The 20379-nt window shown below is 60.2% G+C and carries 16 protein-coding genes; all 16 read right to left on the bottom strand.

Annotated elements, in window-relative coordinates; all coding sequences use genetic code 11:
- Positions 1-5: 5 nt before the first annotated feature.
- Positions 6-1271, bottom strand: coding sequence for a glycosyltransferase family 4 protein (locus tag H522_RS0114280; protein WP_026962860.1), 1266 nt, complete (start codon positions 1269-1271; stop codon positions 6-8).
- The gene (locus H522_RS19610) at positions 1268-2683 is read right to left on the bottom strand and encodes a lipopolysaccharide biosynthesis protein (protein WP_162143516.1); all 1416 of its coding nucleotides are present in this window, start codon (positions 2681-2683) and stop codon (positions 1268-1270) included. Before H522_RS19610 ends, H522_RS0114280 begins: the two co-directional genes overlap by 4 nt.
- 26 nt (positions 2684-2709) lie before the next feature.
- On the bottom strand, positions 2710-3849 hold the full coding sequence (locus tag H522_RS19605) for a DegT/DnrJ/EryC1/StrS family aminotransferase (protein WP_035454133.1): 1140 nt from the start codon (positions 3847-3849) through the stop codon (positions 2710-2712).
- The gene (locus H522_RS19600; RefSeq protein WP_051344304.1) at positions 3849-4487 is read right to left on the bottom strand and encodes an acyltransferase; all 639 of its coding nucleotides are present in this window, start codon (positions 4485-4487) and stop codon (positions 3849-3851) included. Before H522_RS19600 ends, H522_RS19605 begins: the two co-directional genes overlap by 1 nt.
- A complete protein-coding gene (locus tag H522_RS19595) occupies positions 4484-5464 on the bottom strand; it encodes a Gfo/Idh/MocA family protein (protein WP_245578132.1) in 981 nt (326 codons plus the stop codon). Before H522_RS19595 ends, H522_RS19600 begins: the two co-directional genes overlap by 4 nt.
- Positions 5452-6777 carry a nucleotide sugar dehydrogenase gene (locus H522_RS0114255; protein WP_026962859.1) on the bottom strand — a complete coding sequence of 442 codons (1326 nt, stop codon included), beginning with the start codon at positions 6775-6777 and terminating at the stop codon, positions 5452-5454. Before H522_RS0114255 ends, H522_RS19595 begins: the two co-directional genes overlap by 13 nt.
- 33 nt (positions 6778-6810) lie before the next feature.
- Positions 6811-8133 carry a sugar transferase gene (locus H522_RS19590; RefSeq protein ID WP_051344303.1) on the bottom strand — a complete coding sequence of 441 codons (1323 nt, stop codon included), beginning with the start codon at positions 8131-8133 and terminating at the stop codon, positions 6811-6813.
- 217 nt (positions 8134-8350) lie between these two features.
- The gene (locus H522_RS0114245) at positions 8351-9115 is read right to left on the bottom strand and encodes a DeoR/GlpR family DNA-binding transcription regulator (RefSeq protein WP_026962858.1); all 765 of its coding nucleotides are present in this window, start codon (positions 9113-9115) and stop codon (positions 8351-8353) included.
- A 42-nt stretch (positions 9116-9157) separates the two neighbouring features.
- Positions 9158-11203, bottom strand: coding sequence for a bifunctional rhamnulose-1-phosphate aldolase/short-chain dehydrogenase (locus tag H522_RS0114240; protein ID WP_026962857.1), 2046 nt, complete (start codon positions 11201-11203; stop codon positions 9158-9160).
- A 54-nt stretch (positions 11204-11257) separates the two neighbouring features.
- Positions 11258-12787: a rhamnulokinase gene (locus H522_RS19585; RefSeq protein ID WP_081412170.1), complete on the bottom strand. Its 1530-nt coding sequence runs from the start codon at positions 12785-12787 to the stop codon at positions 11258-11260.
- Complete coding sequence (gene rhaI, locus H522_RS0114230; RefSeq protein ID WP_155836467.1) at positions 12784-14004, bottom strand: L-rhamnose isomerase; 1221 nt, start codon at positions 14002-14004, stop codon at positions 12784-12786. The genes H522_RS19585 and rhaI overlap by 4 nt, the downstream gene beginning before the upstream one ends.
- Positions 14005-14237: 233 nt before the next feature.
- Positions 14238-14801 (bottom strand): adenylyl-sulfate kinase, encoded by a 564-nt coding sequence (cysC, locus tag H522_RS19580; protein WP_051344301.1) that lies wholly within the window; start codon positions 14799-14801, stop codon positions 14238-14240.
- Between the two features lie 5 nt (positions 14802-14806).
- Positions 14807-16195, bottom strand: coding sequence for a sulfatase family protein (locus H522_RS19575; protein ID WP_051344300.1), 1389 nt, complete (start codon positions 16193-16195; stop codon positions 14807-14809).
- Positions 16196-16268: 73 nt separating this feature from the next.
- On the bottom strand, positions 16269-17258 hold the full coding sequence (locus H522_RS0114215) for a Gfo/Idh/MocA family protein (protein WP_026962855.1): 990 nt from the start codon (positions 17256-17258) through the stop codon (positions 16269-16271).
- A 24-nt stretch (positions 17259-17282) separates the two neighbouring features.
- Positions 17283-18524: a TIM barrel protein gene (locus H522_RS20695; RefSeq protein WP_051344299.1), complete on the bottom strand. Its 1242-nt coding sequence runs from the start codon at positions 18522-18524 to the stop codon at positions 17283-17285.
- 53 nt (positions 18525-18577) lie between these two features.
- Positions 18578-19963 (bottom strand): sulfatase family protein, encoded by a 1386-nt coding sequence (locus H522_RS0114205; protein ID WP_026962854.1) that lies wholly within the window; start codon positions 19961-19963, stop codon positions 18578-18580.
- Positions 19964-20379: the final 416 nt, after the last annotated feature.

Here is a 20379-nt window from a genome sequence, read left to right as displayed (position 1 = left end):
ACACATCAGACCTCTTCTCTCGCTGGCCTTACAGCCGCATCCGATGGGGCCAGACGGTCTCCGTATAATCCACTGGTCAGCCGGACGTGCTGGCCGAGCAGTTCCTCCAGTTTCGGACCAATTCGCTCAATCGAAAACGATTCGGCCACTACGCGCGAGGCCGCCGCGGACATCTCCGCACAGGCCTGCGCGTCCGTCAGTATGCGCTCCATCGCGTCCGCCAAGCTCGTCGCGTCTTTAGGCGGCACCAAGATGCCAGCCCCGTCGCGCACCAACTCCGGCGTCCCCCCCACTGCCGTGGCAATCACGGGTACGCCACAGCTCATCGCTTCCATCAAGGCGACCGGGATCCCCTCATGCAGGCTGGGCAGGACGACCGCCTGCACGACGCCTTGTACATACCAGGATTTGAGGGTCTCGTTGTCGACCACGCCTAGGAAGCGAACCACCTCCGCGAGCCCCAACTCTTTCGCGCGAGTCTCCAACTCGTTTCGCATCGGCCCATCCCCTGCCAGCCACAGGGAAAATCTCTGGCCGCGTTGAAGCACCTGGCGCGCCGCCTCCAGCAGGTAGCGCTGGCCCTTGACCTCGCTGAGTCGGGCTGGACATAACAGAACCGGCGGTCCCGACGGAACTTGCCCTTCCCCTGGCGTTCTCATTTGTCCCACATCCACCCCCATGTGCAAGACGCAGGCGTGGCGAAAGTTTGCCTCTGGAGCGAGAGCGCGAGCCGCCTCTAGGCCTGATTCAGAGATGAAGCGCACAAAGCCGGCGGAGTCCAGTTTCTCACCGAGGAGGTTGTCGGCCAGGATGTCGTTGCGATGGCCGGTCGCCACCCACGGCAGCCCAGTGAGGGTGCTGAGCAGCATGGCGAAACTGGATGGGTAATGCAGCCAGTGGGCGTGAATCAGGTCGGCCTCCCAACTGCCGTAGTCACTGGCCAAAGCTGCGGCCAACAGGAGGCAGTAGAAGTTCCGGAGGCGCATGCCAAAGGTCCGGCTGGAGAGTACAGATTGAACCGTGGTGACGGTCAGACCCGGGTTCTGCAGCAACCAAACCCACCCCTGGAGCAGGAGCCGGGCTTTGGCTTTTGGCCAGACGAGTGTCTGCGGAAGGAAGGCTTGCGCCCCGCTGTGCACCACGTCCCCCTTGGCAAACAGCGGGATCAGCCACAGGTCATGCCCTGCATCCCGCAGGTAGGTGAGCTCCGGCAACAGGAACGCTTCCCCCGGACCGTACGGAAAACTGGACGTGACATAAATGATTCTCACGCTGTCCACCCCCACCGTTTGCCCGATTGCCAAAACAGGAGCAGCCCCAAGGCGACGTAGTGCAGGCCAATCCCCACGACGGAGAGCAGCCAAAACCCCGGCATCGGGAACGCTCGTGCAACCAGGTACAAAGGAACAAACGGCAGTGCCGTCATCAGCACTAGACACATCCGTGCCAACATCTGGACCCGCGAGGCGCGAGCGGCCCGCAGGAACAGGCAGAGGGACAACACGGCCACACCGACACCGGCGCCGGAGAGCAGGCGCATCGCCCACTCCGGCGACGCCCACACACTCGCCACCCATACCGAGGCCACCCGCGTCGTTAGTTCCCCCAGAGTGACCGCCAGGTTCAAGCCTTGCCAATTGCGAATGAACAGCAGATTGCTTAGGGGATTGCTGACCATCCACACTAGGAACCACGGACACAGCCAACTCGCATACACGCCGGAGGTGCTCCAGTGGGATCCAAACACGAGCGTAAACACCTGCTCGCCCGCTACCGCGAGCCACGTAAACAGCGGCATGCCCGCAGCCAAGAGGTACACCGCCACGCCGCTCGTCAGGCGTGCGAGTTGGGAATTATCGTCGGTCAGGCGCGCCGCCCGGGTGTAAAACACCTGTCCTACCGCCTGGCCAATCAGCGTCAAGGGCGCCGCCAGGACGCGGTAGGACAAGGAGTACCAGCCGGCTACCGTGGGATTGAACAACCCTTCCATTAAAAGCGGTGGCAGCTGCAGGCTGAGAGCGTTGCAGAGGCTCGCCCAGGTGGACACCAATGGAAAGCGTGCGTAGCGGCGGGCGGTGCGTCCCAGTTCCCGCCAGCTGAGCCCCTGCCATACGCTGCGCCGGCACAATCCCATGGCCAAACTGGTCGATCCGCCCGCTCTACCCACCACATCCCCAATCAGTAAGCCAGTTATACTGTGTGTGGCAGCGCCCAGGCCCACCTGAATCGCGCACTGGCCGAGGACTTGGGTCACCTTTGTCCGCGCCACCGCGAGAAAGCGCGCCTGCCGGCTTGCCCAGGCGCTCAGCGCCCGGTAGAGCCCGGTGGCTGCCAGCGCCACGGCCAAAAGCCAGAGGCGGTTCCCCAGGGTGGGAGCGTGCAGTCGCCGACTCAGGCTACCTCCAAACCACCCGGTCAGGGCCAACACCAGCAGCGAAAACCCAAGGGTTGCCAACAAGGAAATCACCAACACGCGCAGCGATTCCACATCGTCTTCGGGCAGCACAATCGCCTGTTCATAGCGCAGACACACCGGAACGGCGAGAATCGACAGCAGGCTCGTGTACGTGGCGTAGACGCCAAAATCGGCAGGTCCGTACACCCGTGTGAGTAGTGGTGTGGCGAGAATGGCCATCCCTTGCGCCAGCGCGGTACCGCCCACCAGCAGGGTTGTCTCGCGCAAGAAGGACGCCTTCAGCCCCCTCGTCCTCACACCCAACGCGACATGGCCCATTGGTACACCTCGCTCACGGCTTGAATGACACGCTCCTGCTGTTCCTTTCCCAGCCCCGGCCACATCGGCAGGGACAACACCTCCGCCGCCGCTCGCTCCGCTTCCGGCTGCGCAGGCTGGCCCTCGCCATACAGCGGCAGTCGGTGCACAGGCACTGGGTAGTACACTTTACTGTCGACACCGGCTTCAGCCAACCGTTGCTGGACAGCGTCGCGCACCGCGGCCGGGAAGCGGAGCGTGTATTGGTGATACACATGCTCCAACTCCGGAGCGCCCTCCGGGGTGTTCACCCCGTCAAGACCCGCAAAAGCTGCGTTATACACCTGCGCTATCTGCCGCCGCCGCTCGTTCCAAGCGTCCACATACGGCAGCTTGACGCGCAAAACCGCAGCCTGCACCTCGTCCAACCGCGAGTTGTAACCGACCATTTCGTTCCGGTATTTGTCCCGTCCCCCATGCGTGCGCAGCATGCGAGCAAATTCAGCCAGACGGTCGTCGTTCGTGGCAATCAGGCCGCCATCCCCAATCGCCCCCAGATTTTTGGAAGGAAAAAACGAGAAACACCCGGCGTCACCCATCGTTCCGACCTTACGGCCGCGGTAAGTGGCACCAAACGCCTGCGCACAGTCCTCCACCAACCGGAGCCCATACGACTCAGCCACCCGTTGTAAGCCATCCATGGCACACGAGCGACCAAACAGATGCACCACCAGCAGTGCCTTGGTCCGCTCCGTGACCGCAGACTCCACAGCCTCTGGGCAGATGTTAAACGTATCCGGATTGATATCCACAAACACGGGCGAGGCGCCCACGTGGTGTATCGCCTCCACCGTGGCAAAAAACGTGAACGGCGTCGTGATGACTTCATCCCCGGGGCCAATCCCAGCCGCACGCAGGGCGATGACCAGGGCATCCGTTCCGGAGTTGACGCTGACCGCATGACGCACGCCGAGGTAGGCGGCTACTTCCTCTTCAAAGGCACGCACATTTGGGCCGAGGATGAACTGTCCGTCCCGGAGCACACGCTCGACGGCCGCCAGCACTTCCGCGGACAAGGCGTTCCACTCGGTTCCCGGATGAAAAATTGGAATCCGTAAGGGGGTCTGAACGGTCATCAAAGAGTCGCTCCCTTCGCCTGTACGGTCGGTATTTCATGCCTGGCGAGACCGTCCTGAGTAACAATCGCGTTTACACCGTCTTGACTCCGGCGGTACACCCGCCCGCACTGACAACGGGCCTCGCCTGCGGTAAAGGTGAGCTTTTCGCCGCACCAACACTGCCAACCCACCAGACGCGCCGGAACGCCGGCCACCCGTGCGTAGTCGGGAACGTCGTGGGTAACGACCGCACCAGCCGCGACTAAGGCCGCCTTGCCGATGGTGACGCCGCAGACAATGGTCGCATTGGCCCCAAGCGTCGCCCCTTGCTTGACCAGGGTCTTTTCATACTCATGGGCCGATCTCGGCACGCCGCTGCGCGGTGTGCGGACATTGGTAAAGACCACACTTGGACCGCAAAACACCTCGTCCTCGAGGGTAACGCCCTCGTAGACCGACACGTTGTTCTGGATCTTCACGCGGTTGCCGATGACGACGTTATCTGCGACAAACACGTTCTGTCCGAGATTGCAGTCCCGACCGATGTGCGCGCGGCTGGATATGTGGCAAAAATGCCAGATGCGCGTTCCTTCCCCAATCGTTGCCCCTTCGTCGACCCAGGCGGAGGGGTGGACATCATACAGAGACTCGTTCACCGGTATCCCCCTCTCCGCACACGACGCCTGACCCGTAGCTGTTCCGCCACAGCCTCCAGCACCTGGACCACCGCCAACCCCTGCTTCCCGTCCGCAATCGGCTTCCGGCGCGTTTCGACACACTCGAGAAAGTGACGGCACTCCAACTCCAACGCCGATTCGCTGGAAGAGAGGACCATCTCCTCTCCCTCGTCGTACACCTCGAGATTGGGATGAACCCCCTTGTGGTGATACGTCAAGGTTTGGGCGATCTCGTCGAACACCAACATGCCCTCACTGCCAATCACGGTCAGACTCCGTCGTGAGATGGGCCACAGCCAGGAAACATGCAGATGGCTCCACGTCCCGCCAGGGTATCCCAGGTGTAGATAGGCGTCATCCGCAACCCCGGACGGCAGCACGTTTTGTGCCACCACGCGCACCCGCTCTGGCGCCGTACCGATGAGAAAGTGCTGCACGGCCAGGTCGTGCACGCCAAGACTCCACGTCACATCCTCAACGGTGCGCACACGGCCCAACTTGACCCGCTCCTGATGGATGCTGCGGACAACGCCCACCCTCCCCTCATCAATCAACTGCTTCAACCTCTGAATCCCCGGCTGAAACAGGAGCAGATGGCCCACCATCAGCACCCGCCCTGTCCGCCGTGCGATCTCCACCAGACGCCGCGCCTCACTGACCGACAGGGTCAACGGCTTTTCGACAAACACATCCTTGTGCGCCAGCAGCGCTTCGCGGGCGAGTGAATAGTGCGTGGCGGCCGGCGTCGCAATGGCCACCGCCGGGATGTCACTCTGCAAAATCTGTCGGAAATCCGTACACCACGACACCTCCGAGTGTTCCTGGCTGAGCAGGGCGCGCGCCGTCTCGTCCACATCAGCCACCACCGCTAGCACCCCGAGCTTGGCATACGTACGTACGAGATTCCGGCCCCACTGCCCCGCACCAATGACCGCCACCTGAGTCACAACAACCACACCTTTCCATCTCTCTCCGGCACGTCCCGCGTGGCATTGCGGGTGTCGAGGACGCGCTGGGACAGCTCGACCACGCGCCGATAATCCACCTCGTCATGGTTGGTCGTAATGACGACTAGGTCCTGGCGAGCAAGCACCGAATCGGTTAGCGGAACGGACTTTCGCAAACCGATGGGCGTCACACATTCGGGGACGAACGGATCGTGATAGGCGATTTCTGCCCCGGCCTGATGCAGGAGCTGCATGACCTCCAACGCGGGGGACTCGCGAACATCGGAGACGTTCTTTTTGTACGCGAGACCGACCAACAGCACATGGGCACCCGAAATGGCCAATCCCGCGTCGTTCAAAACACGCACCGCCTTGTCCTTGACGAACTCAGGCATCCTGCGGTTGATCTCGCCCGCCAGGGAAATAAAGTGCGTGTGGAAGTTGACCTCTTTCGCCTTCCATTCCAAGTAGTGAGGATCGATAGGGATGCAGTGGCCACCCACGCCCGGACCAGGATAGAACGGCATAATGCCGAACGGCTTGGTGAACGCAGCATCCAACACCTCCCAAACGGATAACCCGAGTCGGTCACAAAGCATCGTTAACTCGTTGACCAACGCGATGTTGACCGCTCGAAACGTGTTTTCAAACACCTTGGTCAACTCGGCCGCTTGACTGCTGCTGACCGCAATCACCCGGTCGATGGTGGTTTCATAAAAGGCGGACGCCACACGCAACGAGGTTTCCCCAATCGCCCCCACCACCTTAGTAGTGTTCTTGGTGGTGAACAGCTTGTTTCCGGGGTCCACCCGCTCAGGGGAATGGGCCAAGAAAAAGTCCTGGTCGGGAAGGAGTCCGCTCCGGCACAAGATGGGCAGCATCACCTCGGCCGTCGTCCCCGGATAAGTGGTGGATTCCAGCGAAACCAACTGCCCCGGTCGCAGTCGCTGCGCAACTTCCTCCGTCACGTGCCGAACGTACTGCAAATCAGGGGTAAGGTTTTTCGTCAATGGCGTCGGGACGCAGATGACAATCACGTCCGCATCCACGAGGACGTCGAAATCCTGACCCGCCCGCAGCTGTCCAGCTGTCACCAAAGGTTCCAGTTCGAGCGTCGAGACGTCGTCGATATAACTCTCGCCTCGGCTAACCGCGGTTACACGGCGCGGGTTCCGGTCGAGCCCAATGACCGTGTACCCGGCTTTCGCCTTTTCCACCGCCAACGGCAGACCCACGTAGCCGAGACCGACGACCGCCACGATGGCCGTGCGGCTGTGAATGCGCTCCAGCAGCTGTTGAGCCGCAGTAGTCGTTTGTAGCATGTAGGCGCCTCCTCAACCTTTGCATCGTTTTCGTTACGACTTGACACTGGCGTCCAGTGGGATGGGGTTCGTCTTAACCCCACGCGCCCGACTTGGACGCAGGACAACAAACACGGTCTGGAGCAGGATTTTCAAATCGAGTGCGGGCGAATAGTGGCGCACGTACCACAGGTCATAACGCAGCTTTTCGGCCGCATCGGTGGAGTACTCGCCAAGCACCTGGGCCAGTCCGGTCAGTCCCGGCCGAACCACATGCCGCAGACCGTACCCCGCAATGCGGATTTCGAATTGGCGGACGAACTCCGGACGTTCGGGACGGGGGCCGACCAGGCTCATGTCCCCTTTAAGGACGTTGAACAGCTGTGGCAGCTCATCCAGACGAGTGGCACGCAAGATGCGGCCAAACGGGGTGACGCGCGGATCGCCCGCGGCGGCCAGGACCGGGCCGGTTGTGCGTTCCGCCTCCGGAATCATGGTGCGGAACTTGTAAATGGTGAAGACCCGCCCGTTCTGGCCCACGCGGTCTTGCCGATACAGCGCGGGGCCGGGGGACGTGAGCGGAATGAGCAGAAATAACAGGAGGGAGATGGGGGCAGTGGCGAGCATCAGAACGAGCGCACCCAATACGTCAATCACGCGCTTGACCAGGGCATCTGCCGCCGAGATGCCGAGCGGATGCATCGACAACAACAGCGTATCGCCGAGTTGCTCCACGGAGCATCGGCTCAGCATCAGGTCCGCAGCCGACGGCATGACCTTGACCTCTTGCCCGGATTCAAGCGCCGTGAGCGCCATCTGTTGTCGGTCCTCCCAACGCAGGTTCGGACTGAGAATGACCGTGTCGGCCTCGAGTGGGCGCAGGTGCTCGGCTCCCGCCGCCGCAATCCGCAGCTCCTGGAACAGCGGTGTCGACACCGACTGGAGCTGCCGCCGCAAGGCCTGTCCCTCGCCCGCCGAGCGACACACCAACACCGCCCGGCGGGGCAAGGACCGCTGTTTGATCCGCTGCCAAGCGCCGCGCAGGAGCACGCCGAGCAGGAGATTGACCAGACACGCGGTGACCGCGATGCTGCGCGGGAGCGCAAACTGGCGAGTCCAAAATGAGAGGGCCAGACAGAGGACAAATAAGGCCCCGTTCAAAAACACGAGAATCGGGACAATTTCGCCCATACGCTTGCGGCGCGGCCCACCGTTCAGGTCGAGCAGGTAGCTCAGTAGTGCCGCCAGCCCTAACAGGTACGGCAACAGGTGCAGAGCAGCCTCCCAGTTCGCCGTCGGCCAGTGCGTACCAAAGCGAAGGAGAAACGACAAGACAACCGATGCATATAGAAGCGCAAGGTCCAGCAAATAGAGCATGAGCCATTTCCCCCATTTCGTACGGGAAGCTTGGGCGCGGGCACCGGACCAGCTCGTCCGCACGACGGTCGAAAATCCGCGCATGCTCAGATTAGCTGTCGTTCGTGAAGGTTCTGTTACCTTTGTGTATACGTTCACTATGGATTTTCTAAAGGCTCTTTATCCAACAAAAAACCCCCACCTTCCGGTGGGGGTAATCGTCCCTACAGCCCACAACCTATTCCTGAACAATGTGCACCGAGATGGACAAGCCTTCCATCCGTTCCACGATACCCGGGTCCACCTCGGCGTCGGTAATCACCACGTCCGCCGTCTCGACCGGCGCAATCTGGGTGAACGCACGCCTTTGAAACTTGCTCGAATCCACCAACAGGATGACATCATCCGCATTGGCAATCATCTTCGCCTTGACTCGTGCCTGTTCTTCCGTCGCCTCACTGATGCCATAGTCCAGATGGCAGCCGCCGCACGACATAAACAGCTTGCGCACGTGGTAGTTGTCCAGCGAACGTTCGGCCAAGGGACCGACAAACGAGAGCGACCTGGCGGCCAGGTTTCCGCCCACCGAAATGACCTGAATGTTGTCCTTGCCGGCCAACTCCATGATCACCTTGACCGAATTGGTAACCACAATTAGCGGGATGTCGGGCAAAATCTTCGCCATCTGCCACGCGGTCGTACTGGCGTCCAGGATAATTTGATCTCCTGGCTCAACCCACTCTATCGCCTTCGCGGCGATGGCCCGCTTTTGCTCAATCCGTTCGATTTCCCGCTCCGAGACCGGGATCTCCAACCCAGGCTCGTCACTGCGCACCGCGCCACCATGCGTGCGTAGGATCTTGCCCTCGGCTTCCAGCTTATCCAAATCCCGCCGTATCGTCTCTTCGGTCACCTGGAACAGCTCGCTGAGTTCGGAGACGCGCACACTTCCCTCGCGCTCCACCAGTTCCACAATTTTGCGGTGCCGGTCTGCCATCAACATTGAACTCATCACCGACTTACCATTGGGAGTTTTCATCCTGCATTACCGGGTGAAGGCTGCCGCCACGCCGCCGTCCACGGTCAACATGCACCCGGTGGTCTTCGCCGCGCGGGCCGAGGCGAAAAACACAATCGCTTCGGCGATGTCTTCCGGCACCACGTTGACGTGCAGGAGGGTTCGATTCTTATAATACTCTTCCAATTCATCAGGGGAAATTCCATACGCCGCAGCGCGCTCCTCACGCCAGCTTGAGTTCCAAATCTGGGAACCTTGCAAGACAGCGTCAGGGAGCACGCAATTGACGCGAATCCCATACGGGCCGCCTTCGACCGCCAGGCAGCGAGCGAGGTGGATCTCGAGCGCCTTGGCACTGCTGTAAGCAGCCGCATCCTTGCCCGCGTACACCGAGTTTTTGGAAGCTACAAAGATAATGCTGCCGCCTGTCCCTTGTTGCTTCATAATCGCAAACGCGGCCCGCGAGGTCAAGAAATAGCCAGTGCCCAGTACCGATAGGTTCCGGTTCCACTCCGCAAGACTGGTTTCCGTCACCGGAGCGGAACTGGCCAAGCCCGCATTCGAGACCAACAGGTCGAGTCCACCGTATTCTAAAACCGCTTCCCGCAGGGCGTCCTCCACCGCTTTCTCGCGCGTCACATCCAAGTAAACGGACGTGACCGTGCCTTCCCCAAACTGACTCGCCAGCTCCTCCGCCACCTCGTTCGCGCGCTCCACGTTGATGTCGGCAATCACGACGTGGGCTCCTGCCGCCGCCAGGCGCTCGGCGGTCGCGCTGCCGATGCCGCCGGCACCGCCAGTGACCAATGCCACTTGGCGAGACAACTCCTTTTCCGGCGGAGCGAGCGAAAGCTTATACAGTTCCAGCGGCCAATATTCAACACGGAACGACTCGTGTTCATCGAGTGACACAAACCGGCCGAGGGCGGTCGCCCCTTTCATCACCGCCACCGCACGACGATACAGCGCCACCGCGACGTTCGCCATTTTCTTCGTCTTCCCTGTGCCGATGACGCCGAGGCCAGGAATCAAAATGACGCGCGGGAACGGATCGGCCATGGACTGTTGACCGTCCGTATTGCGCTCAAAGTATACGGTGTAGGCGGCGCGGTAGGCAGCGATACCCTCGCGCAGCCTGTCCAGGAGTTGCTCCACCGTCTCCTCGTCCGGCCGCCAGTCGACAAACAGCGGCACGCGCTTAGTGTGCACGAGGTGATCCGGACACGCCGCGCCCACCTGCGACAACGCGGGGGCGTCCTGGCTGTTCACAAACTGCAGTAAGTCCTCGCCGTCGTCATACGTGAGGATCATCCGCTGCGATTCGGAGACGAGCCCGCGCACCACAGGGAGTACCTCGGCGACCACGGCTTTTCGCCGCGATTCTGGCAGCGCCTCGTGCCGAGCGCCACCAAACACCGTTTCCGGGTTTATCCGGGCTGCGATGAAATCCGCCGCCTCGCGAATCACCCGCAAGGTGTTCTCATAGCACTCCTCGGACGTATTGCCCCACGTAATGAGACCGTGCTTCTCCATGAGCACCAGCTCGCAGTTGGGGTTTGCGGCCACCGCCTCGGCAATCATCTTGGAGAGTTGAAACCCGGGCCGTACGTAAGGCACCCAGACCATGCGCGAGCCGAACAGCTCCTCTGCGAGCTGACGGCCGTTATCCGCGCAACAAAACGAAATGATGCTGTCCGGATGAGTATGGTCAATGTGAGGGAACGGCAGAAACGCGTGTAGCAACGTTTCAATGGAAGAACGCGGATGGCGCGCGTCCAACATGCAATGGGACAGGTACTCGACCATCTCTTCGTCGCTCAACGCGTCCCGCTCCAAAAGCGGCAGGACGTCATCCAGGCGCAGCGCGGTGAAGTTTTTTTCCGTCGCCTCGGCCAAGTCCGATCCGCTCCCTTTCACCCACAGGACCTTCACTGAACGCCCGCGGAAGTCGGTCTCCTCCGTTTTCATCGACGTGTTGCCACCGCCCCAGTTGCAAACGGATCGATCCGACCCCAACCGATTGGATCGTTCTACTAATTCCCGCAAGGAAGTCTGAACAAAGGTTGCCGTCATGAAAGATGATCTCCTTTCAACTGCGTGTCCGGAAAGACCTTTCCGGACTACCTGTTAACGGTTCGTCCTGCCAGCCTGTCCCAATGGGGTGCTGGTCGGCATAGCGTTTTCCTCATTCACCAGCGCCAATAACCGTTCATACCCGCTGTCCCAGCGTCCGTCTTCGGCGCTAGGCGTGTAAATTGTCTGTTGAAACGAACGCTGGATTAACGCGGGAACCTCGTTGAGACCGCTCAATTCCTCGTCCGCCACCAGCTGCGCACAAAGATTGCCGACCACCGTCGCTTCGGCCGGTCCCGCAATCACCGTCTTCCCGGTAGCATCTGCGGTCCATTGGCAGAGGGTGGCGTTGTGTACCCCGCCACCGACTACGTGAATCGCGTCAAAGCGGCGCCCGGTCACCTGCTCCAGGTGTTCCAATACGTAACGGTACTTGAGCGCCAGGCTCTCGAGGATACAGCGCAGGAGTGCCGCTTCCGTCGCCGGGGGCTGCTGCCCGGATTGTACCGCGTAGGCGCGTATGGCGCGCACCATGTGGTCCGGAGCGAGAAACACGTCTGCGTCCGGATTTATCACGCACGTCATCGGAGGGGCTGTCTCGGCCAAGGCTGCCATCTCGGCGAACGAAACCTCCCGGCCCTCCGTTTGCCAGATGCGCCGCACCTCCTGCAGCAACCACAACCCCATCACATTTTTCAACAGCCGGTAGTTACCCACGCCGCCTTCGTTGGTAAAGTTGAAGCGTTCGGTCTGCTCCGTGATGAGCGGCCGCCCGACCAGCGTTCCCACCAACGACCAGGTTCCGCTCGAGATGTATGCCACGTTCTCCGATTCGCACGGCAGTGCGAGAATCGCCGAGGCGGTGTCGTGTTCGGCCACATTGACGACTTCAATGGTATCCGTCCCGAGCTGCTCGCGAAGTTCAGAACGCAGCTGGCCGAGTCGGTGCAAGGGATGCACCACCGGCGGGAACAGTCCGGATGGAAGCCCGACCGCCTTGAGCAGTTCCGCATCCCACATCGCTGTTCCTTGACGCAATAGCTGTGTCGTCGTGGCATTCGTGAATTCACTCGCCAACTCCCCGGTCAAGTAGTAGGTGAACAGGTCCGGCAACAACACCGCATGCTGGCTTGCGGCCAGAAGCTGCGGACGCTCAATTGCCAAATAGGCCAATTGGAATATGGTATTTATAGGTAGGATTTGAATTCCAGTGCGCTGGAACAGTTCCTGTCTCGACGTATGCGCCAATACACGAGTCATCGCCTGGGCGAAGTGCGGATTGCGGTAATGACGGGGATTGGCCAGAAGCTCACCGTGTTTATCCAACAGACCGAAATCAACCGCCCAGGTGTCAATGCCAAGCGTCCGCACCCCACCCGTAAGCCTCGTTTTCAAGAGGCCTTGCCAAACCTCGTGGAACAATCTGGGGAAGTCCCAGTACACCGTATCCCCCAGCGTCACGGGATGGTTGGCAAACCGCGTCAGTTCCCGCAGTGAGAGCACCTTCCCGTCAAACTCGCCGAGCACTGTACGTCCGTTGCTCGCTCCCAAATCCGCCGCAAATCCGCGCCACCTGGCCCTCACGTCCACCCTTGCCCCCCGGTCCCCCGCTGCAGCCGCTTCTCTGCTTCACCACTCTCCAGGTAGGCGGCCAGCGGATCGGCCGGAACACCTAGTTCCTCCCGAACCTCCACCAACAGCGGCCGGACGTCCGTCTGAAAGGCATCCGAGACAATCTTCTCCGCGCGAATCACGTCGCCTTCCGCCTGCGCTGCCGCGAGCTCGTCCCGCGGTACCAACAGTGCTTTAGCAAACGCGGTCTGGATGTTTTCCACCGAGCGCAACATCGCCGAAATTTTCGGTTCAATGTTGTGAGACTGGTCAATCATGTACGCCACCTGCGCTGCGCCAGCTGCCGTCCTGGGGTCCTCGGCCGCACTGACCAACTCCAGACAAATGAGAAAGAGTTCATAGGGATCAATCGCGCCAACCATCAGGTCATCGTCCGCGTATTTGCGATTGTTGAAGTGGAAGCCACCCAGTTTGCCCTCGTCCAACAACGTTGCCACAATGTAGGGGATGTTTGTACCCTGCGGATGATGCCCCAGGTCCACCAAGACCTGTGCCTTGTCGCCCAGCTTCAGGCTCAAGCTATAGGCCGTTCCCCAGTCCGGAAGGTCGGTATGGTAGAAGGCAGGTTCGAAAAACTTGTATTCGATGAGCAGCCGCGCGCCTTCCGGCAATTCGGAGTACACTTGTTGGAGAGCTTCCATTAAATAGTGTTTGCGCTTGCGAAAGTCGTCCTGCCCAGGATAATTTGTGCCGTCGGCCAGCCACAGACTCAGGACATCCGAATTGACGGCCTTCATAATGTCCACGCACTCGAGCATGTGGCCGATGGCTTTGTCTCTCACCTCTTTGCGCGGGTGACAGAGACTTCCGAGCGCGTATTCGTCATCCTGGAACAGGTTCGGATTGACGGCACCAATCTGCAAGCCCAAATCCTCGGCATACGATTTAAGGCCCTGGTAGTCATCCACTTTATCCCACGGGATGTGGATGGCCACCTTTGGACAGGCACCGGTCAATCGATGAACGAGAGCCGCATCTTCCAGCTTCTCGTACGGATCGCGCGGGACCCCGGGTTGCTTGAACACCTTAAAGCGAGTCCCGCTGTTGGCATATCCCCAGGATGGGGTTTCGATTATGAGCGCTTTGAGTCTGGATTTGATGGAATCCAACGTGTTTTCAGAGACCCTAACCATTCCGTCCTTGTTCTTGCTGGAATTGTGATCACTCATCATCGTCGTTCAACACTCCCTTGAGTGGCGACGTGTCTATAAAGCCTACGAGAAACCCCACGAGCCAACAGAGAAGCCTGCCGATGCACGGATCCCTACGTGATATGTGTCCTATTATACCACATATTCTTTGTTTGTGTTTGTTTATGCGTGAGTTGCACCAGATATTTTGTTCGGAAAACCAAGCCACTCGTGCATCGGCATCGCCAGAACGCCCCGCCCCCTGGTCTATCCTACGGTTCTTGACAGGACACCGTTTCGTGCACTCCCTCAAGGTATCCGAGAGCGCGCACTTTGGCCAGCACCTTCTCGGCACTCTCTTCGACACATTCCAAGTGAGTCCTGCACTCCACGTCCGGGTGAAGCGGAGGCTCGTACGGATCGTCAACGCCGGTGTAGTGGGCGATCTCGCCGGCACGCGCCCGTTTGTACAGCCCTTTCACGTCTCGCTGTTCGCAGACCTTAAGCGGGGCGTTGACATACACCTCGACAAAGTCGCCAATCAGCTGCCGCGCCTCGTCCCGCGCTACCCGATAGGGCGATATGGCTGACACCAGCACGATGACCCCGTTGCGTGTGAGCAGGTGCGCCACGTAGGCGATGCGGCGGACGTTTTCGACGCGGTCCTCGCGGCTAAACCCAAGTCCTTTCGTCAACGTCTTGCGGACCGCGTCCCCGTCCAGTACCTCCACCTTGCAGCCGCAAAGCCTCAGTTTGTGCGCCAGGCACTGGCTGAGGGTTGTCTTGCCGGCGCCACTCAACCCGGTCAACCAAACCGTCACTCCCCTGTGCTTCATGTCGGTCACTGCCTCCTCGCCTTTGCATACGCTCCGTCGAAGCGGTCCCTGTCGGGTGCGGCCGACCACTCCTCCCATGTCAGGCCGACGTCAAGGAGAATCTGTTCGATCCGGCGGCGAAAGGGAAGGCCTTGTTCGCGCAGGACAATCTCCATCGGATCGGCGCGCCCCGCGAGCTTCTCGGCCACCCACGCGTCCAACAACCCCTCCAGTTCTGAGGCGACATCGGGCAGCGAATCGGCCAGGTTGTGTTCTTCGCCCGGGTCGCTCTGCAGGTTGTACAGTTCGCGCGGCGGTCGGACAAAGGGACCCGCGTCGAGCGTCCGGATGAACTTGTACTCCCCCGTACGCATCCCGCGGCTGGCTTGCCAGGCGCACTCACTGAGAAACACAGTGTCCCAGATGCCATCCGCCCGCCCCTCGATGCTCGGCCAAAGGCTCCGCCCGTCGAGGTCAGTGGGTACCGGGACACCCGCGGCCTCGAGTATCGTCGGCATTAGGTCGACCTGCTGCACGAAGCCCTTGACGCGCCGACCAGCCGGGATTCGCCCGGGCCAGCGCAGCATTAGCGGCACGTGGACCGTGGTCTCATACAGGCCGCAGTGGTCCCAGAAGATGTCGTGTTCGGTGAGACTCTCCCCGTGGTCTCCGAACAGAACCAGAAGAGTGTCCTCGAACAAACCCTCCTCCACCAAACACGTGTCCAGTTCCTGCAGCAGGCCATCCAGGTAGCGCAGTTCGGCGTCGTACAGGGCACTCACATACTCGGCGTCCGTGACCGGTCCAAGGAGACGGTAGTGATGGTGCTTAAAAAACGGGTACGCGCGGTGGTTGTACGCCGCGTCCATGCTGTGGTTTGCCGGGTCGTACGGATCGTGCCCGTCGTAAAACCGCTCCACGTATCCATCCGGCGGCAGATAGGGCGTATGCGGGTCCCAGTAATGAAGGAAAAGAAAGAAATCGTCCGACCGGTGCTCGCGAATCCACCGCATGGCCAGGTCGTTGACTGTCCGCCTGTCAATCCACCGCTGTGGGCCAGCCGAGTTGATGTAATAACGATAGCCGCGGGCAAACCACTCCTTAAGCTGGTACAGGTTGTCGACCGCGCCGGTTAAAAACCCGGCGTCGCGCAACAAGGCAGGCAGCCAGGGTGTGTGCTTTGGCAAGCGGTGCAAACTCGCTCCGTGTGCGACGACGCCGGTGGTGAGGCCCACTTTTCCGGTAAAGATGTCGGTGTGCGCCACTTCCGTTGGGATATCGGCCGCGTAGGCAGACTCAAACAACACCCCCTCCGACGCGATGCGGTCAAGGTGTGGTGTGGTGGGTTTCGGGTAGCCGTAACACCCCAGTCGGTCGGCCCGCGTGGTGTCCAATGACACAAAGATGATTTTCACAAGGGGTTCCCTCCATAGCCGTGCGAAGTGACCGGTCGGACGTCGACGACCTGGCCCCTCTTTCGGACAACCGTTACAACTCGACAATCGTGCCCGTTTCAAACGAGCGGATGGCCGCCTCAATGATGTATTGAGCCGCCAGCGCATCCGCCGCCGAGCCGTCCACCTCTTCAGAGGAGACACCTTGATCCAGTTGTTCAATCCAGGCATCGATGCGGCTCTTGAACGTCTCATTAAACGAGCGCATGCCCCCTAAGTAGCGGTATGTCTCCGTCTCGATGCTGTAGCGTGGGTAAAAAGTCAACACCTCGCAGGCGTCCTCGAGCACAAACCGGCCCTTCGCCCCGACCACTTCACACTGTTCCAGACCGTAACTCGCTCCCGCGTCGTAGCTGCCGACCAGGTGGCCGATGACCCCGCTCTTGAACTCCAGCAAAACCTGCGTGTTCGACCAGATGCTCCGCCCTTCACCTTTCATCATGAAGGCGGCCACCCGAGCCACGTCGCCGCAATAGTAGCGCATCACGTCAAAAGAGTGCGGGTGCAGGGCCCGCAGATGGAACCACGGTGAAGTCTCCACCGGGTTGTTGATCCACATCCGCATGTTGATCATGTGCAACTTGCCTAGTCGACCCGCGTCCACCCATTCCTTGGCCCGCACCGCGGCCGGGGTAAAGCGGTGATTCAGATTGATGGCGTATGGAATCCGGTTTTTCTTCGCGAACTCTACCATCTGCTCAGCTTCGTCGATCCGGTTGGAAATCGGCTTCTCGCCGAGCACTGGGATGCCGGCCCGTAAAAGCTGCATCGTCGGCGTGAAGTGTTCGCTCCCGTTCTCCACGCCCTTGGTGGCGACGCTCACGGCGTCGAGGTGAATGCCGCTCGCAATCATCTCCTCTACGCTGTAGAACGCCCGCGCTCCATACTTCGCCGCAGCCGCGTCCGCTCGCTCGCGGATGCCGTCGCACACCGCGACCAACTCTGTCTTCGGATTCTCGTGATAGACGCGCGCATGAATCGAACCGATGTTCCCGACCCCAACGACGGCCACTTTGAGTGTCATAGATCCCCCACCGTTCCATTTTTACTAGACTTGTGCTTCTACTTGCGCTTCTACTTCCTCGAACAGACGTGACAGATATCCGCGGCTCTCTGCGGCGATGGCGACGACTTCCGGCAGTTCCAGACGGTTGGCACCGATGATCTCGAGGTCCACCGCGCCCTGGTACCCGATTTCCACCACGGTCCGCACAATTTCCGTAAGCGGCGTCGTACCGCGACCGGGTACCTGCAGCGGCGGCGGCGCGATTTTCAACTGTTCGATCAACGTGTCGCGAATGTGAATGTGAATGATGTGGTCCTTAAGGGCCAAGAGCGCCGCAACCGGATCGTCGCCGACACGGCCGATGTGCGTCGGGTCGTAGTTCAGCCCGAGGGCCGGATGCCGAACTTCCTCCATTAAGCGAAGCGCGGTTTGGGTATTGTACACGCTTTGCCCATAGTGGATTTTCAGCGCAAATTTGACCCCAAGGTCCCCCGCAGCCTGAGCCAGGTCCTCGATGGCGCGAAGCGACGCCTCGAACTTCGCCTCGTCGTCGGAAACGCCGCTGCTGCCGATGGTGACCACCGGAATGCCAAGCTTCTGGGCTCGTTCAAACACCTGCCGCGACCGCTCCCGGTTTTCTGCCACCAAGATGTCAGTCGCTGCCTCGACGGCGTACAGTTCCAGGCCCGCGTCCTCCACCAGTTGGCGGATCTCCCGCACGTTTGCGTCCGTAGCCGTATCTGTAAGGTGTTCGACCATTCCCGGAATGGACGCCAACTCAACGCCCTGGTACCCGGTGAATTTGATGTAGCGAACAGCTGTTGCAAGGTCGTATCCTCCGAACAGCACTGTGTTGATACCTAGCTTCATCGTTTCTCCTCCTCGATACCGCTCGTACTCGCCGAGACCAAGGTACTCGCTGTACCCGTACTCGGTCGGCGCATAGTGTGGGTGGACGTTCCACTTGCCAATGTAACCGGTCCGGTACCCGAGCGTCGCAAGCGCGCGCGGCCACGCATACTCTGCGGGATTGAGGGCCCCGACCTTCAGCCCGTTGTCGTAGTTCCACAAGTTCCCGAAAGCTTCCGGCCGGCGGCCGGTGATCAGCGACTGCCGAGCCGGACTGCAGAGCGGAATGTGGCTGTATACCGATGAAAACCAAATCCCTTCACGAGCGAGCTGATCGATGGCGGGTGTCTGGACCGGATAACGCCCCGCGTATCCGATGCAGTCGTATCGTTGCTGATCCACGACAATCAGCAGAAAATTGGACTGTACCGACACCGGGCAACGCCTCCGTTCTACGCCGCTTGCGACAGGCTAAAACAAAGTCATTGCTACCTCGACTTGGCCTGCAGCGACTGTGCCGTCTTGATGGATCCGATGTACAGTGTGTCGTACGCTTCCTGCGACGAGGTGAACGGCCCGCGCTTGAGGCCGTGCCAGCCCAGGTTCACGTACATCGGATTGGTGCGACCGGTCTCCCGCTCGCGCCTGGCGATGTGATCATTCATCCTCGCCTCGAGAACGGCCCGTATCTCCGGTTCCTCGTCGGCAAGGTTATGCAGCTCCAGTGGGTCTTTCAGCAAGTTGTACAACTCGACCTCGGGCTTGAAGTGGAAGTCTGGCTCCAACGCCCGAATCAGCTTCCACTCCGGTGTCCGCCAGCCGTGCTTGCGCATCCAAGTGCACTCCGTGATATAAAACTCGGTGTCCGGAATTCTCGCCTCTCCCCGGAATAAAGGCGCTAGGCTCCGTCCGTTAAAGGCGATGTCCGTATCGATGTCGAGCAAATCAACGATGGTAGGCATGATGTCCTGTATCAGCGAGGTGGTGTTGTAGCGCTGGCCCGCCGGGATCTTCCCCGGCCAACGGAACACGAGGGGCACCTTGAGAGTGCACTCGTACAGGCCATGGTGGTCGTAGTAGCAGTCGTGTTCGTTGAGGGTCTCTCCATGATCAGCGGTAACCACGACGAGCGTGTCCTCCTCAATGCCAAGCTCGGCTAGCGCACTGAAAATGTTTTGGATGCATGCGTCCATGTACGCAATCGCACCGTCGTACTGGGCGTCGATGTAACGACTATCGGTGCAGCCTTCCGGCATCCAGGACTTGAAGAAGTCCGCGAACGGCTTGAAGTTGTACACCGGCTCCAGCGAATGGTTGTCCGGGTCGTACTCGTCTCCCCCGTAAAACAGCCGTTCGAACGGTCGTGGTGGGAGGTACGGGGAGTGCGGGTCCATGTGGCGGATGAACAGGAAGAACGGCTCGTCGTTCCCGGCCAACCGCTTTAGTTCCGGGATAGCGATCTCGTTCAGGTTCTCGGCTTTCGGACACCGTCCACTCTCGTCGGGAATCCAGGCCTCGTAGTCGAGGTACTTCTGGAAACCGCGCGCCGCCGGGTTACCGGTGAATCCGACGCAAGTGGTGTTGTACCCGTGCAAAGCCAGAAGTTCTGCCAACGTTGTCACATGGTTGCCCAGCGGTCCGCCGTGGCGCAGGGCCACTACGTCCGTTCCAAAACAGTCCATACCGGTGAGCATCGACGCGTACCCGGGTGTTGTCGGAATGCTCGGACTAAAATGGTGTGCAAATACGGCGCCGCCCTCGGCAAAGCGGTCGATGTGCGGTGTCGTCAGCCGCTGGTAGCCATACAGGCTCATGTGGTCTGCGCGCAAGCTGTCGATTCCCAAAAGCAACAGATTGGGTTTGTTCCTCGGCACTTTGCAATCGCCTCCTTGTTGATGGGTGCTGCCATCGGCGCAGTGGTTTGAATCGGTGGAGCTACATCTTGACCGCGCCGGACGTGAGTCCTCGCATGAACATCCTCTCTCAGGGAAAGTAGGTTTTTCTTCGTTTTTCTCACTCAATCGCACGATTTCGCATTTGACTCCTTGCGTACCCAGACCGCAAAATGTGTGATGTGAGTGGGCGGACCCGTTTGAGGGTGTACCAAACCAGACGGTGTAGCACCGTCTTCTAGATTTTGGTACGCACCTCGGATCTCCACCAAACACTTTCGTGGTTTACCCTCTCATGTCTCACAGGGTCTGTGCCCCAAGCAGTCCTTCGTACGGCCTATCGAAAGGGTGGAGGCCAGCCAAGCTCATGTGCAGGGTCTATGCCCGAATGGATCAGA

This window comes from Alicyclobacillus herbarius DSM 13609, assembly GCF_000430585.1.
In the GTDB taxonomy this organism is placed as follows: Bacteria; Bacillota; Bacilli; order Alicyclobacillales; family Alicyclobacillaceae; genus Alicyclobacillus_G; species Alicyclobacillus_G herbarius.
Note: the sequence above shows the minus strand (reverse complement) of the source record. Positions and strands in the feature narration are given on the sequence as shown.